The sequence below is a fragment of the Pseudomonas sp. Irchel s3b5 genome (genome assembly GCF_900187435.1).
In the GTDB taxonomy this organism is placed as follows: domain Bacteria; phylum Pseudomonadota; class Gammaproteobacteria; order Pseudomonadales; family Pseudomonadaceae; genus Aquipseudomonas.
Genome location: NZ_FYDY01000013.1, coordinates 110510 through 125823 on the forward strand (window position 1 = coordinate 110510; position 15314 = coordinate 125823).

Below are 15314 nucleotides of genomic sequence, written 5' to 3' on the forward strand. Positions count from 1 at the left end.
TTTTAATCAAACAACGCCTTCTGCCCCTGCGGCGATGTAAACATCCCGTCGCCGTCATGCCCGACCCCGGGCACTTCTATCAGTTGCTGATGCAGTCCTTTGGGTTGCAACCGCTTCAGATAATCAAAATAGAACCGCCCCCGCGCCAACCGATACGGCCCTTGAGCCTTGGCCTCATAGCTTTTATCCAGCGCCGGATGATTCGGGTCGGTGTCCTGCTGGCCCAACAGGTAAACGATGTCACGCTTGAGGTACTTTTCCTGCAACTGCGCGGGCGATTGTCCTTCGCCGTACGCGGGTAAATCAGCCAATCCATATTTCCAGCGATTGAACTGCGGGCAACCGGCGTGGCTGAACGCCACCGGCCGACGCTCATCGAAATAGGCGTAAGACGACGGGTTGGCAATCACATATCGCACCTTCACACCCGCCGCTTCGAGGGCTGGCTGAGCGTGGCCAAGCAGTGCATAGCGCTGAACCACCTGCGCGCCGCCGGAATGCCCGGCAACCACAATCTGCTTCACATCCGCAAACTGCTGGCGGTCACCCAGGCGGGCGATGATGTCGTCCAGCGCCTGGTAGGCGCTCATGCGAAACGGCGCCGTGGATTCGCCGCCGGCCATCCACTCGTTGCCTTGCCAGCGTAAAACGGTGTCCGCCACCGGTTGCAGCGCGACGTCGGTTTCGTTGAGAAACTGCGGGGCGATCACCAGGGTCGTTGCGCTTTGCCCGGCCAGCTCGACCGCGCGTTCACCCGTCTGCAGATAGGTTTGCGCGTTGCGCGAGCGACCGTGGAGGATGATCAGCACCCGCTCGATTTTTTCCGGCGCGGGGCTGATGCCCACCGCTATTTCGCCGGATCTCAAGAGCAGGCGTCCGGGACTGACTTCCTTGACCCCATGCTCGGTGGCCTGGGACGTTGTGCAAGTGAACAGCAAAAACAACAACCACTTCTTCATTTACAGATTTTTCGCCGCAAAGGTATCGCACTGGCCCACCTGGCCCTGGGCGAAACCGGTTTTGAACCAGCGCATTCGTTGCGCCGACGTACCGTGGGTGAACGAGTCCGGCACCACACGGCCCTGACCTTGTTGCTGCAAACGATCGTCACCAATGGCGTTCGCTGCATTCAGTGCTTCTTCGATATCGCCCGGTTCCAGCCAGTTCAGGCGTTTTTGTGCGTTGTTGGCCCAGACCCCGGCCAGGCAATCGGCTTGCAGCTCCTGGCGGACCAGCAAGCCGCCGTCACCTTCCATCTGCCGACCCTGTTGACGTGCTGCCTGAATTTTCGCGGAGACGCCGAGCAAGGTCTGCACATGGTGTCCGACTTCGTGAGCGATCACGTAGGCCTGGGCGAAATCGCCAGCGGCAGAAAATCGTCGGGACATCTCCTCAAAGAACGCCATGTCCAGGTAAACCTTCTGGTCCGCAGGGCAGTAGAACGGGCCGGTTGCGGAGGTGGCCAGGCCACAGGCCGAATTGACGCGGTTGCTGAACAGCACCAGCGTCGGCTCCTTATATTGACGACCGGCCTGCTGGAAGATCTGGCCCCAGGTGTCTTCGGTATCGCCGAGGATCGAGCGTACGAACTCAGCCCCTTGATCGTTGGCCGGTGGTGCCTGACGACTCGGGTTGGTCGCCGGTGCCGATTGCTGATCCATTTGTCCGGTCAACTGCCCGAGGATTTGCAGCGGGTCCTGGCCGGTGATCCAGCCGATGCCGACGATCAGGAGGATCGCCGTCAGGCTCAAACCCTTGCCGCCACCAAAACGCATGCCGCCACCGCCACCGCCGACATCATCACCGCGGGCATCGACCACGTTGTCGCTGCGTCGGCCTTTTTTCCATAGCATGTAGAAATCCTCTGGTTGTCCGTGCGATGAGTGTTGCTGTTGAGTAGGACCGGCGCCAGTCCGGTCGTCAGACTGCTCGTTGTGCTTCTGGTTCCAGATTTCGCTTCATTGGTCTTATCTTCTAGAATCAGCAAAATTTCGTTTTGGAACGTCCCATGGCTGGCAGTCAGATCGAGCGTGTCTTCAGCGTGTTGGAAAGTCTCACGGGGGAGCCTCAGGGGCTGCCGATGCAGACGTTGGCCGAGCAACTGGATATCCCCAAAAGTGCGACTCATCGTCTGCTCGCCGAGCTGATCCGTTTGGGCTACGTACGGCAAAATCCGGAAAACCTGCGCTATCACCTGTCGACCAGACTGGTCGCCATGGGGTTTCGTTATTTGTCGGTCAGCGGCGCGGATATCGTTCAGCCGGTGCTCGATCGTTTGGCCCGGGAAACCGGTGAACTGGTTCGACTGGGCGTCATCCAGGGCGAGCGACAAGTCTGGATCGCCAAATCCCAAGGCGCCCGCTCGGGCCTGCGTTACGACCCGGACATGGGACGCGACGCGCCGTTGTTCTACACCGCTTCCGGGCACGCGTGGCTGGCCAGCATGAGTGATGCCGAGGCATTGTCGCGGGTGGAGCAGCAAGCACAAGAATTGCCTTACGACATCGGGCCGAATGCGCCACGCTCGAACATTGAATTGCTGGAACGTTTGCGTCTGGCTCGGGAGCAGGGTTATGCCTGGGTCGAAGAAAGTTCGGCAGTGGGCACATCGGCGATTGCGGCGGTGATACGCCACCCGCTGGATAACCGTGTGATCGGCGTGCTCAGTGTGGCGGGGCCGAGTGCACGATTGCCTGGTGCGCTATTGCATGAACTGGCACCCACGTTGCTGAAATACACTGAGGAGTTGTCGGAGGCGAGCCAGGCGTCTGAGTTGTTTATTTGAGCGCGTGTCATCTGCTTCACTATGAAGCGTGCGGTGTTCGCCCGTTATTTCGCTTTCCCTGTGTGAAAAAGTGGAACCAGGTTCTAGATTGTTCGAATCGCGCATCAACTTTAAAAGGACTTCGTCTTGACGTCGCTTAACAGCACCCCGCTTTCCGGCGTCAATCAGCCCTTCAAAGGGATCCTGTTGATCGTTGTCGCCACCTTCCTGTTTTCCACTCACGACGCTTTTTCCAAATACCTCTCTGGGTTCTATCCAATCGTCATGGTGGTGTGGGCGCGTTACGTGGTGCACACATTGCTGATGGCCGGGATTTTCCTGCCGCAATCCGGGCTGCGGGTGCTGCGCACCAAACGGCCGTGGCTTCAGCTGATTCGCGCATTGTGCCTGTTGGGCACCAGCCTGTTTTTTACCACGGGGTTGATGTACATACCGCTGGCCGAAGCCACCTCGGTCAACTTTCTCGCGCCGGTGCTCGTTACCGCGCTGTCGGTGCCGCTATTGGGCGAACGAGTGACGCGGGGGCAGTGGCTGGCGGTGATTTTCGGGTTTGGCGGGGTGCTGATCATTGTGCACCCGGGGGGGGATTTGTTTACCCCGGCGGTGTTGCTGCCATTCTGCTCGGCGTTGTTTTTCTGCTTCTATCAACTGCTGACGCGCAAGCTCAGCGAGATCGACAGCCCGACCACCAGCAACTTCTTTGCAGGCTTGTGCAACACGCTGGTGATGAGTGCGCTGGTGCCGTTCTTCTGGCAGACGCCGAACCTGGAGCATGGCGCGATGATGTTGGCGCTGGGCGCCTGCGGGATGACGGCCCATCTGTTTTTGACCCAGGCGTTCCGTCTCGCGGCACCGGCGCTGCTGGCGCCGTTCAGCTATTGCCAGATCATCTTTGCCGGCCTGCTGGGCTGGCTGCTGTTTTCCCACACGCCGACCTTGACCACCGTGATCGGTATCGCCGTGATTTGCTGTAGTGGGTTGGCGGCGGCGTGGCAGCAAAGCCGCCGGTAAAAGCCCAAAAAGAAACGACCTGTAGGAGCGAGCCTGCTCGCGATGTTCGTTAACGATGACGCGGGTTGTCTGGATACCCGCATCGCGCTCGGTTTTTCGCGAGCATGCTCGCTCCTACAGGGGGTAATGCGCCGAACGTCAGTCGGTGATGGTCGGAATCTTGCGCGGCGCCATGAAGTACATCCAGGTCAGCGCAATGAAGTACATCGCCGGAATCATGGTGAACAGCACGGTGTAGTTGTTATTGGTGACGGTCAGGATATGGCCGACCAACTGAGTCATGAACATCCCACCAATCGCCGCACACATCCCGCCGAAACCGAACACCGTACTCATCATGTGCTTGGGCGTGTAGTCCATGACCAGGCTCCAGATGTTCGCGGTCCAGGCTTGATGCGCACCGATGGCCAGGGAGATGGCGGCTACCGCGACCCACAGGTTGCTGGAACCGGCCGCCATGATCACGCCGATGATGCAGCAGGCGAACAGGAACATCGACATCAGCCGCGCCTTGATCGGGTTGACTCCGCGCCCGATCAGGAACGAGGAAAGGATGCCGCCGCCGACGCTGCCGAAGTCGGCAGTGAGGTAAATGATGATCAGCGGGATACCCATCTGGGTCACGTTGATGCCCAGGTTGTATTGCTGATTGAGGAACGGTGGCAGCCAGTACAGGTAGAACCAGAAAACCGGCGCGGTCATCGAGTAGGCGAGGGCGAAGGCCCAGGTGCCGCGCATGCGCAGGATTTTCGAGAACGGTACGCGGGTTTGTTCCGGTTCGACTTCGTTCTGGATGTAGTCGAGCTCAGATTGATTCACGCTCGGATGATCTTCCGGGTTGAAGTATTTCAGGCCCCAGAACAGCAACCAGATCCCGCCCAGTGCCGACATGCACATGAACGCGGCTTGCCAGCCCCACACATGCAGGATCAGCGGCAACAGCATGGGGGTGAACATTGCCCCGACGTTGGTGCCGGCGTTGAAGATACCGGTCGCTACGGCGCGCTCGCCGGCCGGGAACCACAGGCGCGTGGTCTTCACGCAGGCCGGGTAGTTCGCCGCTTCCGTCAGGCCGAGGATGAAACGGCAAACCATAAAGCCGACCGCCGAAGTGGCGAGGCCGTGTGCGCCGGTCGCCAGGCTCCAGAGCAGCACGGCGCAGAAGAACACGCGCTTGACGCCGACCCGGTCGATCAAGCGCCCTTGCAGCACGAAACCGATCGCATAACCGACCTGGAACCAGAAGTTGATGTTGGCGTAGTCCATCGCCGTCCAGCTCATTTCCTTGGCCAGGATCGGCTGCATCACGCCCAGGGCGGCGCGGTCTATGTAGTTCAGGGTGGTGGCGAAAAACACCAGTGCCAGCATGCCCCAACGGGTTTTGCCAACCGCCATGGCGCCGCGGATTTTGTCGCCGATACCGCCGGCAGTGACGCTCATGGCCGGAGCCATGCGTGAGCTTTGGGAAGGAATCATGTGTGCCACCCGTTTTTGAATTTGTTATGTGGTGTTCTGAAGCATCGAACTCGTTGTTATTCACCGCGACCGGTATGGCCTCAATGTGGAGTCGATGTTGGGCAGTGGACGAAAAACCGTCAATTCGCCTACGGCCATTTTGTTCGATAATCGCACACAAAACTAACTGGATAGTACACTTTGAATTGCTGTGTCAGCCTGTCAGCTCAATAATTCTCGCAAGCCAAACGCGACCCTCTACTCAAAGCGTGCAACGCCCTTAACAAGATTGCCTCCACCGGGAGCCGAACCATGCAGCGTTCCATTGCCACCGTGTCCTTGAGCGGTACCCTGCCGGAAAAACTCGAAGCCATTGCCGCCGCCGGTTTCGACGGCGTCGAGATTTTCGAGAACGACCTCCTCTACTACGACGGCAGCCCGCGGGAAATTAAACAGATGTGCGCCGATCTCGGGATCGCCATCACCCTGTTTCAACCGTTTCGCGATTTCGAGGGCTGCCGCCGCGATCGCTTGGCACGCAACCTGGAGCGGGCTGAGCGCAAGTTCGACCTGATGCAGGAACTGGGCACTGACCTGGTGTTGGTGTGCAGCAACGCCTCGGCCGACTCCGTTGGCGATGAACAAATTTTAGTCGATGACTTGCGCCTGCTGGCGGAACACGCCGGTGCGCGTGGTTTGCGCATCGGCTACGAAGCGCTGGCCTGGGGCCGGCACGTGAACACGTATCAACAGGTCTGGAACATTGTCCGTCAGGCGGATCATCCGAGCCTCGGCGTGTTGCTCGACAGCTTCCACACGTTGTCGCTCAAGGGCGATCCGAGTGCCATCGCCGAGATTCCGGGCGACAAGATCTTCTTCGTGCAAATGGCCGACGCGCCGATCCTGGCCATGGACGTGCTGGAGTGGAGCCGGCATTTCCGTTGCTTCCCCGGCCAGGGCGAATTCGATCTGCCGGGGTTCCTCGCGCCGATCATCAAGAGTGGCTACACCGGGCCGTTGTCGCTGGAAATCTTCAACGACGGCTTCCGCGCCGCACCACCGAGGGCCAATGCCGCCGATGGACTGCGTTCGCTGCTGTATCTGGAAGAGAAAACCCGTGAGCGTCTGGCCATGGAAACCCAGCCAGCGACCAATACCGAGATCCTGTTCGAGACGCCCAAGGCCAGTGAATACAACGGCATCGAATTTCTCGAATTCGCCGTGGACGAAAGCCTCGGCGCCAAACTCTCCCATTGGCTGGAACGGTTGGGTTTTGCCAAGGCCGGGCAACATCGCTCCAAGAGCGTCAGCCTGTTTCGTCAGGGCGATATCAACCTGATCCTCAACTCCGAACCGTACTCGTTTGCCCACAGTTTTTTCGAGGCCCACGGTCCCTCGCTGTGTGCCACCGCTGTTCGGGTCACGGACAGCGCCAGTGCGCTGGCCCGGGCCGTGGCTTACAAGGGGCAGCCGTATCGCGGACTGGTCGGCCCCAATGAGCTGGAGCTCGCCGCTGTGCGCGCACCGGATGGCAGCCTGATCTACCTGGTGGACCAGCACGCCGATGTGTACGGCACCGACTTCAATCTGTTGGCGGATGCAGTGGCTGGTGGCGGACTCAAGCGCATCGATCACATGGCCATGGCATTGCCGGCCGACAGCCTCGACAGCTGGGTATTGTTCTACAAAAGCCTGCTGGATTTCGAAGCGGACGATGAAGTGGTGTTGCCCGACCCGTATGGTCTGGTGAAGAGCCGGGCCCTGCGCAGTCGGGACAGTTCGATCCGTCTGCCGCTGAACATTTCCGAGAACCGCAACACCGCGATCTCACACGCGCTGTCGAGTTATCGCGGCTCCGGGGTGCATCACATCGCGTTTGATTGTGACGATATCTTCGCCCAGGTCAGCCGAGCGAAAGAGGCGGGCGTGCCGCTGCTGGACATCCCGCTCAATTACTACGATGACCTGGCGGCACGCTTCGATTTCGACGATGAGTTCCTCAGCGAACTGGCGTATTACAACGTGCTGTACGACCGCGATGCCCACGGCGGCGAGCTGTTTCATGTGTACACCGAGCCGTTCGAAGGGCGGTTTTTCTTCGAGATCATCCAGCGCAAGAACGGTTACGCCGGTTACGGTGCGGCTAACGTAGCGGTGCGGTTGGCGGCGATGGCAAAATCCAGAAGCGGCGCCGTACGTCAGACAAAGTTGTAGGAAAATCGTAATCACGGCGACAAAAGCGCTACCGCGCGGCTTCCTTCACTGTGCCGCGCGGCCCATAATCGCCAGCCTGTGCAGTGATGGCCGTGAGCCCGCGATGACAACTATTTCAGAACCCTCCCCAGTGCCCGACCAGACCGTTGCCGAGCCGCGCAAGAGTCGCAAGAACAACCCGGAAAAGACCCGCGAAAACATCCTGCAGGAGGCGATCGTCGAGTTCGTCCAGCAGGGGCTGTCCGGTGCCCGCGTCGACGCAATCGCCGAGCGCATCCACACCTCAAAGCGCATGATCTATTACTACTTCGGCAGTAAGGAACAGCTCTACGTCGAGGTGCTGGAGAAGCTCTACGGCGATATTCGCAACACCGAAAGCCGCTTGCACCTGACAGAGTTGGCGCCGGTAGAAGCGATTCGACGTCTGGTTGAATTCACCTTTGATCACCACGACCGTAACGTTGATTTCGTGCGGATTGTCAGCATCGAAAACATTCACAACGCCGAGTTTGTGAAGCGTTCCGATGCGATCAGGGCGATGAACAACACCGTGCTTGATTCCCTCGGAGTGATTCTGCGTCGGGGTGTCGAGGAAGGTGTTTTCCGCGCAGGCCTGGTGCCGCTGGATGTGCATCTGCTGATCAGCTCGTTCTGCTTCTATCGGGTTTCGAACCGCCATACCGTGGGTGAGATTTTTCAGATCGACCTGCCGGCCGAGGCGGTCAAACAACGTCATCGCGAGATGATTTGTGAGTCGGTGTTGCGTTACTTGCAGGCTTGATTGTCTTGGTTCTCAACCAATCACATTCACGCAACACCCTGTAGGAGCTGGCTTGCCAGCGAAGGCGGCTGACCTGATTCACCGCATCGCCTGCTTCGCCAGCAAGCCGGCTCCTACGAAACATCCAGGGTTGGCGCTTCAGTCATTCATGCTCTGGAAATGCTCAAGCATGCGCTGGGCATCCGGCACCACGCCGCTGAACAACTCGAACGCCTTCACCGCCTGAAACACCGCCATGTTGCCGCCATCCAGCGTCCGGCAACCGAGGGCGCGGGCGTTGCGCAGCAGTTCGGTTTCCAGCGGGAAGTAGACGATCTCCGCGACCCACAGTTCGGCGCGCAGCAGCTCCACCGGCACCGGCATGCCCGGCAGTTTTTTCATGCCCATCGGCGTGGTGTTCACCAGACCATCAGCCTGGGCCAGCGTCAGCGCCAAATCATGCCCGGCCACCGCACGACCATTGCCGAAATGCTGGTTCAGATTGTCGGCGAGGCTTTGGGCGCGGCTGATATCCACGTCGAAAATACTCAGCTGTTGTACGCCTTCGCTCAACAATGCGTGGGCCACCGCCGCACCTGCTCCGCCGGCGCCCATCTGGACGACACGCTCAACGGCAACGCCTTTCAGGCCCCGGCGAAATCCCTCGGCAAATCCAAGGCAATCGGTGTTGTGGCCGATGCGCTTGCCATCCTTGAGCACCACCGTGTTGACCGCACCGATGCCGCGCGCCTCCGGCGACAGTTCGTCGAGGAGCGGGATGATCGCCTGCTTGCACGGAAAGGTAATGTTCAGCCCGGTGTAGTTCATGCGCTCGGCCGCCATCAACAGGTCGGGCAGGGCATTGCTGTCGAGCTTCAACTGATCAAGGTCAATCAAGCGATAGAGATAACGCAGACCTTGGGCATCGCCTTCATGCTCATGCAGCGCAGGCGTGCGGGAGGCCTGAATGCCGGCGCCGATCAGCCCGGCCAGGATCACGGAGTTCTGAGTCACGGTGGTCACCCCTTCAAACGCTGACTGAAATACTCCAGCGCCAGGCGATAGCCATGGCTGCCGAAACCGGCAAGCACGGCCGTTGCGATGGCGGATACAAACGAGTGGTGGCGGAAGGGTTCACGGGCGTGGACGTTGGACAAGTGGACTTCGATCACCGGCAGTTCGCTGGCAACCAACGCGTCGCGGATGGCGACGGAAGTGTGCGTCCACGCCGCCGGGTTGATCACGATCCCGGCGCAGCGACCACGGGCGGCGTGAATCCAGTCGAGCAATTCGCCTTCATGATTGGTCTGGCGAAACTCCACCGTCAGGCCGAACTCCTCGCCCGCGCGTCCGCACAGGGCCGAAATATCGGCCAGGGTTTCATGGCCGTAGGTTGCCGGTTCGCGGGTGCCGAGCAGGTTCAGGTTCGGGCCGTTGAGCACCAGAACGATAGGGGACATCGCAATCTCTCCACTTATTATTTTTGGAATCGGCCGAAGATTTCAGCCTGTGGAGATAAATTGTACTAACTGGTTAATTCGGTCAATTGACGTGAATGCTCGCGGGCTGTTTCTGGGCGGTGATCGGACACTTTCAGCGTTTAACGCGGCAAACGCTCGACGAGGAAATCGATGAACGCCCTCAAGCGCAGCGGCACATGGCGACTTTGCGGGTACAGCAGAGTAAACGGCCGCGAGCGCTCGCCATAAGGCTTGAGCACTTAATACAAAAAAACCGTCACGAGGACGGTTTTTTTGTAGGTTGCAGATGCAATCAACGCCGGGTCAACAACACTCCGGATTCCATGTGGTGAGTCCACGGGAACTGGTCGAACATCGCGCATTGGGTGATGCGATGCGTGTCGTGCAGTTGGGCGATGTTGGCTGCTAGGGTCTCCGGGTTGCAGGAGATGTACAGGATGTTGTCGAAGCGTCGGGTCAGCTCGCACGTGTCCGGGTCCATGCCGGCGCGCGGCGGGTCGACGAAGACGCTGCCGAACTCGTAGCTCTTGAGGTCGATGCCGTGCAGGCGACGGAACGGGCGCACTTCGTTCAGGGCTTCGGTCAGCTCTTCGGCGGATAAACGCACCAGAGTGACGTTATCCACAGCGTTTTCGCTGAGGTTGCTCAAGGCTGCGTTGACCGAGGTCTTGCTGATTTCAGTGGCCAGCACTTTGCGCACGCGGGTGGCGAGGGGCAGGGTGAAGTTGCCGTTGCCGCAATACAGCTCTAGCAAATCATCGGAGCGATCGCCAAGCGCATCGTATGCCCAGTTGAGCATTTTCTGGTTCACCGTGCCGTTGGGCTGGGTGAACGCGCCTTCTGGCTGGCGGTAGCTGAAGGTGCGGCCGCCGACTTCCAGCTTCTCGACGACGTAATCGAGACCGATGACTTCGCGCTTGCCCTTGGAACGGCCGATGATGCTGACGTTCAGGTCGGCTGCCAGTTTTGTGGCCGCCGCGTGCCAGTGCTCGTCCAGCGGACGGTGATAGCACAAAGTGATCATCGCATCGCCGGCCAGGGTGGTCAGGAACTCCACCTGGAACAGCTTGTTGCTCAGGGGCGCACTGGCTTGCCACGCGGCCTTGAGCTTGGGCATCAGTTCATTGATGCGCAGGCTGGCAATCGGGAACGCTTCGATCAGGATCGGCGTGCGTTTGTCTTCCTGGGAAAACATCGCGTAATGACGATCGCCGGCTTCACGCCACAGGCGAAATTCGGCGCGCAGGCGGAAGTTCTGCAGCGGTGAGTCGAACACGGTCGGCTCGGGCGCATCGAACGGGGCCAGCAGGTCACGCAAGCGCGTGACCTTGTCTTCGAGCTGTGCGGCGTAGGCCTGGGAATCAAAAGTCATGCGTTGAACCAACCGAGCTTGATCACGAACAGAATCGACAGGATCACCAGCGCCGGGTTCAGCTCACGGCCGCGACCGGACATCAACTTGATGGCGGTCCAGGCAATGAAGCCAAAGGCGATGCCGTTGGCGATGGAATAAGTGAACGGCATGGCCAGCGCGGTGATGACCACCGGCGCGGCGACGGTGATGTCGTCCCAGTCTATTTCGGCCAGGCCGGAAGTCATCAGCACGGCGACGAACAGCAGCGCTGGCGCAGTGGCGAAGGCGGGAACGCTGGCGGCCAGTGGCGAGAAGAACAACGCCAGCAGGAACAGGATCGCCACGACGATGGCGGTCAGGCCGGTGCGGCCCCCGGCACTCACGCCCGCAGCAGATTCGATGTAACTGGTGGTGGTCGAGGTGCCCAGCAGGGAACCGGCCATCGCGGCTGTACTGTCAGCGATCAGCGCACGGCCCATTTTCGGCATATGGCCGTCCTTGCCCATCAAGCCGGCGCGCTTGGCGACGCCGATCAGGGTGCCGGAGTTGTCGAACAGGTCGACGAACAGGAAGGCGAAAATCACGCTGACCAGACCGATGTCCAGTGCGCCTTTGATATCCAGTTGCAGGAACGTCGGCGCCAGCGATGGCGGCATCGACATCACGCCGCCGAACGGGGTGAAGCCCATGACGATGGCAATAATGGTCACCACCAGAATGCCGATCAGCACCGCACCGCGCACGGCGAGGGCTTCAAGGGCGACGATCAGGGCGAAACCGAGGGTGGCGAGGATCGGTGCCGGTTGTTTCAGGTCACCGAGGCCAACCATGGTCGCCGGGTTGCTGACCACGATGCCGGCGTTGTGCAGGGCGATCAGCGCCAGGAACAGGCCGATACCGGCGGCAATCGCCGAGCGCAGCGGCAGCGGGATGCTGTTGATGATCCATTCGCGGATGCGGAAGATCGACAGCAGGAAGAAGCACACCGCCGAGATGAACACCGCACCCAGCGCCACTTGCCAGGTATGGCCCATGTGCAGGACCACGGTATAAGTGAAGAAGGCATTGAGGCCCATGCCCGGTGCGAGCGCGATCGGGTAGTTGGCGATCAGGCCCATGACTGCGGAGCCGATAGCGGCTGCCAGACAGGTGGCGACGAACACCGCGCCCTTGTCCATGCCGGTCTCACCGAGGATGCTCGGGTTGACGAACAGAATGTAGGCCATGGCCAAGAAGGTCGTGACGCCCGCCAGAATCTCGGTCCGCACGTTGGTGTTGTGTGCCTTGAGTTGAAACAGCCTTTCCAGCATGTCTGCTCCCCGTGGCGCGCCCGGCGCCGTGAATGTATCGACCTCAACAGCAAAGCACAGACCGCAGAACGCGCCTGAAAAATACTGTGGACCGGAAAAAGCCGCGCATCATACCAGCAGCGTGGGGTTATGGCTGCTTATGGCTGTGATCGTCGTCGATGTTTTGCGAGAAAGCCAAGTGCGCCATACTGCGCGCTGTTTTTTGAGGTGGACAGGTCCTGCATGAAAAAGCGTCTGGCTGGCGTATTTGGCGTATTGATGGCGTTGTTTTTCGGGACCCAAGCGGCCGAGGCAGCATCGGCCCCGCGCTTGAGTGAAGTGAAGGTGCTCAAGGTCGCTTCACCTTCCTGCGGCGTCGAAAGCATCGACGAGGGACAAAAACAGACGCGCTGTGACCACAGCGGCTCGAACATTCTTGTTTACGTGCTGGAAGTCGGTTACGGCCGTGAGCCCCGTGTCGCGCTGGACGGTTTCGAAGTGAATGGCACCCGCACGCCGGTCTGTGCTTTCAGGAATGGCAACCTGACCACCTGCACCCCGGGGGAAAAAACCGTCGGCTATTTATATGCCTTCGATCTCGCGGGCAAACAGGAAGGCACTTTCAGCTTCAGCAACACCTCGCTCAACGCGCCGGGCAATACGCTGTCGACGCAGCTTCACATCAAGTAACGACCAGTCCCGAACAGGGGCGGGAAAGCTGACTACGCTTTAAGAATCATTCTTTGGATCGTAGCCCATGACCTTTCGTGCCTTGATTGCCCTCGCCGAGGGCACCGATGATTTGCAAACAGTTATGCTGATCGATGTGCTGCGCCGCGCTCAGGTCGAAGTCGTGGTGGCGAGCATCGAGGGCCGACGGATGTTGACCTGCGCCCGCGGTACCCGCCTGACCTGCGATGCGATGTTGGTGGATTTGCTCGCTCAACCTTTCGACCTGATCGCCTTGCCGGGTGGTGCGGTCGGGGTGCAGCACTTGGCGGGCCATCAACCCTTGCAACAATTGATCAAGGACCAGGCCGCAACCGGTCGCCTGTTCGCCGGTATCGCCGAAGCGCCTGCGGTGGCGCTGCAAGCCTTCGGTGTATTGCGGCAACGGCGCATGACCTGCCTGCCTTCGGCCAGTCATCAGCTGTCGGGTTGCAATTTCGTCGATCAGCCGGTGGTGGTCGACGGCAATTGCATCACCGCCCAAGGCTCGGGCGCGGCATTGGCGTTTGCCCTGGCCCTGGTCGAGCAACTCTGCGGCAAAGCCACGCGTTCGGCAGTGGCGGGGGAGTTGTTGGTCAAGTGAGGGTCAGGCCTTCACTTCTTCCTTGGGCACATGCATCCGGTCGCGATTGGCCAGGCTCGGGAACAGCTTGATCCAGGTGCCGGTCACCACCAGCGTACCGATGCCACCCATGACCACGGCCGGTACGGTACCGAACCAGTGGGCGGTCAACCCCGATTCAAATTCGCCCAGCTGGTTGGAAGCACCGATGAACAACCCGTTCACGGCGCTGACCCGGCCGCGCATTTCGTCCGGGGTTTCGAGTTGTACGAACGACGCGCGGATCACCATGCTGATCATGTCGGCGGCGCCCAGCACCACCAGCACGGCGAGCGAGAACCAGAACGAGGTCGACAGGCCGAAGGCGATGGTCGCCACGCCGAACACACCCACGGCCGTAAACATCACGCGGCCGACGTTGCGTTCCACGGCAAATCGCGCCAGGAACAGTGACATCAGCAAGGCACCCACTGCCGGTGACGAGCGCAACAGGCCGAGCCCCCACGGTCCGGTCAGCAAAATGTCCTTGGCGAATACCGGCAGCAGCGCCGTTGCACCCCCCAGCAGCACGGCAAACAAATCCAGCGAGATAGCCCCGAGAATGTCCGGTCGGCTGCGAATGAAGCGAATACCTGCCAGCAGCGAATCCAGCGTGGCCTTGCCTTTGTTCAGCGGCGTTTGCCGTGCGGGCAGGTTGAGCATCAAGGAACAGGCGATCACGTAAAGGAGCACGGTGGGGCCATACACCCAGACACTGCCGAAGGCATAGAGCAAACCGCCGAGGGCTGGCGCGACGATGGTTGCCGATTGCTGGGCCGACTGCGCGGCAGCAACAGCCCGGGGAAACAACGCGCTGGGCACGATGCTCGGCAGCAGGGCCTGAGTGGTCGGCATTTCGAAGGAGCGGGCCGCACCGAGCAGAAAGGCGAGGATGAAGATCAATTCCCGAGTGACATGATCGGTCGCACTGCCAATGGCCAGCGACAGGGCGATCAGTGCTTGCAACGACTGGCAGATCGCCGCGACCTTGCGCCGGTCATAGCGATCCGCGACGTGCCCGGTGTGCAGCATGAACAACACGCGTGGGGCGAACTCCACCAGGCCGACCAGCCCGAGGTCGAGTACGTTGCCCGTCAGTTGGTACAGGTTCCAGCCGATGGCCACCGTGAGCATCTGAAAACCGCTGGCGGTGAAAACCCGGGCCAGCCAGAACGCTAGGAACGGACGATGGTGACGTAACAGCAAGGGCTCTTGGCTGGGCATCTGCGGCAAATCTGGGGGAGGGGAATGGCGAGGTTATCATCAACCTGTAACAGGAAGTTGCAGTGACGGAAAATTTAGTTAGCCAGACATCGATTGTCCACTCAATGGAAAATCATGTGGCGAGGGAGCAGGCTCCCTCGCCACACCAAGAATGTTTCAGGCCATTTCGCCAACCCTGAGGCAACTTGTCACGCGGCAAAAGACCACGCGAGTCATCCCCGGAAATGGGACTACTCTTTCAACGTTGATTGATCCAGATCAAAACCCTCAAACGGAATTGATCCGGTGGCCGGTTGGCCAGACCCTGCGTTGTGATGCGTATAAAAAAAGAACAAACAGAGATTCGCCACAGTCCATACCCGTGGGGGCCGTGGGTGCAGGCTTTCAGCCCGCAGCCGTACTACCTGACAG

The 15314-nt window shown here is 60.0% G+C and carries 14 protein-coding genes and 1 pseudogene; 6 read left to right on the forward strand and 9 right to left on the reverse strand.

Annotated features, from left to right (window positions below; translation table 11 throughout):
• Nucleotides 1-2: 2 nt before the first annotated feature.
• Entirely contained in the window at nucleotides 3-959 is a 957-nt protein-coding gene (locus CKW15_RS15820) for an alpha/beta fold hydrolase (RefSeq protein ID WP_095152366.1), read from the reverse strand.
• Entirely contained in the window at nucleotides 960-1853 is an 894-nt protein-coding gene (locus CKW15_RS15825; RefSeq protein ID WP_095057213.1) for a neutral zinc metallopeptidase, read from the reverse strand.
• A 155-nt stretch (nucleotides 1854-2008) separates the two neighbouring features.
• On the opposite strand from CKW15_RS15825, the gene CKW15_RS15830 reads away from it, so the two are divergent.
• Both CKW15_RS15830 and CKW15_RS15835 read left to right on the forward strand, forming a co-directional pair.
• Entirely contained in the window at nucleotides 2009-2785 is a 777-nt protein-coding gene (locus tag CKW15_RS15830) for an IclR family transcriptional regulator (protein WP_095057212.1), read from the forward strand.
• Nucleotides 2786-2911: 126 nt separating this feature from the next.
• Nucleotides 2912-3796 carry a DMT family transporter gene (locus CKW15_RS15835; protein WP_095057211.1) on the forward strand — a complete coding sequence of 295 codons (885 nt, stop codon included), beginning with the start codon at nucleotides 2912-2914 and terminating at the stop codon, nucleotides 3794-3796.
• Nucleotides 3797-3934: 138 nt separating this feature from the next.
• Here the strand turns inward: CKW15_RS15835 and CKW15_RS15840 are convergent, their stop codons facing one another.
• Nucleotides 3935-5272 (reverse strand): MFS transporter, encoded by a 1338-nt coding sequence (locus CKW15_RS15840; RefSeq protein WP_095057210.1) that lies wholly within the window; start codon nucleotides 5270-5272, stop codon nucleotides 3935-3937.
• Between the two features lie 291 nt (nucleotides 5273-5563).
• Between CKW15_RS15840 and quiC the strand changes: the two genes are divergently transcribed.
• Together quiC and CKW15_RS15850 are read left to right on the forward strand one after the other, a co-directional pair.
• On the forward strand, nucleotides 5564-7465 hold the full coding sequence (gene quiC / locus CKW15_RS15845) for a 3-dehydroshikimate dehydratase QuiC (protein ID WP_095057209.1): 1902 nt from the start codon (nucleotides 5564-5566) through the stop codon (nucleotides 7463-7465).
• A gap of 103 nt (nucleotides 7466-7568) precedes the next feature.
• Nucleotides 7569-8246 (forward strand): TetR/AcrR family transcriptional regulator, encoded by a 678-nt coding sequence (locus tag CKW15_RS15850; RefSeq protein ID WP_095057208.1) that lies wholly within the window; start codon nucleotides 7569-7571, stop codon nucleotides 8244-8246.
• A 138-nt stretch (nucleotides 8247-8384) separates the two neighbouring features.
• On the opposite strand, the gene CKW15_RS15855 is transcribed toward CKW15_RS15850, so the two are convergent.
• The 5 genes and pseudogenes from CKW15_RS15855 to CKW15_RS15875 all read right to left on the reverse strand — a co-directional run bounded on the left by CKW15_RS15855 (nucleotide 8385) and on the right by CKW15_RS15875 (nucleotide 12370).
• Nucleotides 8385-9239, reverse strand: coding sequence for a shikimate dehydrogenase (locus CKW15_RS15855; protein ID WP_095057326.1), 855 nt, complete (start codon nucleotides 9237-9239; stop codon nucleotides 8385-8387).
• A gap of 5 nt (nucleotides 9240-9244) precedes the next feature.
• Nucleotides 9245-9685 (reverse strand): type II 3-dehydroquinate dehydratase, encoded by a 441-nt coding sequence (gene aroQ / locus CKW15_RS15860; protein WP_095057207.1) that lies wholly within the window; start codon nucleotides 9683-9685, stop codon nucleotides 9245-9247.
• A gap of 140 nt (nucleotides 9686-9825) precedes the next feature.
• Nucleotides 9826-9945, reverse strand: a pseudogene (locus tag CKW15_RS15865) (LysR family transcriptional regulator); the annotation flags it as partial.
• Between the two features lie 53 nt (nucleotides 9946-9998).
• Nucleotides 9999-11078, reverse strand: a complete 1080-nt coding sequence (trmA, locus tag CKW15_RS15870) for a tRNA (uridine(54)-C5)-methyltransferase TrmA (protein ID WP_095057206.1) — start codon at nucleotides 11076-11078, stop codon at nucleotides 9999-10001.
• Nucleotides 11075-12370 carry an NCS2 family permease gene (locus CKW15_RS15875; RefSeq protein ID WP_095057205.1) on the reverse strand — a complete coding sequence of 432 codons (1296 nt, stop codon included), beginning with the start codon at nucleotides 12368-12370 and terminating at the stop codon, nucleotides 11075-11077. Before CKW15_RS15875 ends, trmA begins: the two co-directional genes overlap by 4 nt.
• A gap of 222 nt (nucleotides 12371-12592) precedes the next feature.
• Between CKW15_RS15875 and CKW15_RS15880 the strand changes: the two genes are divergently transcribed.
• Both CKW15_RS15880 and CKW15_RS15885 read left to right on the forward strand, forming a co-directional pair.
• Complete coding sequence (locus tag CKW15_RS15880; RefSeq protein WP_095057204.1) at nucleotides 12593-13039, forward strand: DUF4879 domain-containing protein; 447 nt, start codon at nucleotides 12593-12595, stop codon at nucleotides 13037-13039.
• 67 nt (nucleotides 13040-13106) lie between these two features.
• Nucleotides 13107-13661 carry a DJ-1 family glyoxalase III gene (locus CKW15_RS15885; protein ID WP_095057203.1) on the forward strand — a complete coding sequence of 185 codons (555 nt, stop codon included), beginning with the start codon at nucleotides 13107-13109 and terminating at the stop codon, nucleotides 13659-13661.
• 3 nt (nucleotides 13662-13664) lie between these two features.
• On the opposite strand, the gene CKW15_RS15890 is transcribed toward CKW15_RS15885, so the two are convergent.
• Nucleotides 13665-14903, reverse strand: coding sequence for an MFS transporter (locus CKW15_RS15890; protein ID WP_095057202.1), 1239 nt, complete (start codon nucleotides 14901-14903; stop codon nucleotides 13665-13667).
• Nucleotides 14904-15314 lie beyond the last annotated feature (411 nt).

Bases quoted from the DNA above. Each gene is read 5' to 3' on its own strand.
- CKW15_RS15820 (WP_095152366.1), bottom strand. From the start codon at position 959: ATGAAGAAGTGGTTGTTGTTTTTGCTGTTCACTTGCACAACGTCCCAG.
- CKW15_RS15825 (WP_095057213.1), bottom strand. From the start codon at position 1,853: ATGCTATGGAAAAAAGGCCGACGCAGCGACAACGTGGTCGATGCCCGC.
- CKW15_RS15830 (WP_095057212.1), top strand. From the start codon at position 2,009: ATGGCTGGCAGTCAGATCGAGCGTGTCTTCAGCGTGTTGGAAAGTCTC.
- CKW15_RS15840 (WP_095057210.1), bottom strand. From the start codon at position 5,272: ATGATTCCTTCCCAAAGCTCACGCATGGCTCCGGCCATGAGCGTCACT.
- quiC (WP_095057209.1), top strand. From the start codon at position 5,564: ATGCAGCGTTCCATTGCCACCGTGTCCTTGAGCGGTACCCTGCCGGAA.
- CKW15_RS15850 (WP_095057208.1), top strand. From the start codon at position 7,569: ATGACAACTATTTCAGAACCCTCCCCAGTGCCCGACCAGACCGTTGCC.
- aroQ (WP_095057207.1), bottom strand. From the start codon at position 9,685: ATGTCCCCTATCGTTCTGGTGCTCAACGGCCCGAACCTGAACCTGCTC.
- trmA (WP_095057206.1), bottom strand. From the start codon at position 11,078: ATGACTTTTGATTCCCAGGCCTACGCCGCACAGCTCGAAGACAAGGTC.
- CKW15_RS15875 (WP_095057205.1), bottom strand. From the start codon at position 12,370: ATGCTGGAAAGGCTGTTTCAACTCAAGGCACACAACACCAACGTGCGG.
- CKW15_RS15880 (WP_095057204.1), top strand. From the start codon at position 12,593: ATGAAAAAGCGTCTGGCTGGCGTATTTGGCGTATTGATGGCGTTGTTT.
- CKW15_RS15885 (WP_095057203.1), top strand. From the start codon at position 13,107: ATGACCTTTCGTGCCTTGATTGCCCTCGCCGAGGGCACCGATGATTTG.
- CKW15_RS15890 (WP_095057202.1), bottom strand. From the start codon at position 14,903: ATGCCCAGCCAAGAGCCCTTGCTGTTACGTCACCATCGTCCGTTCCTA.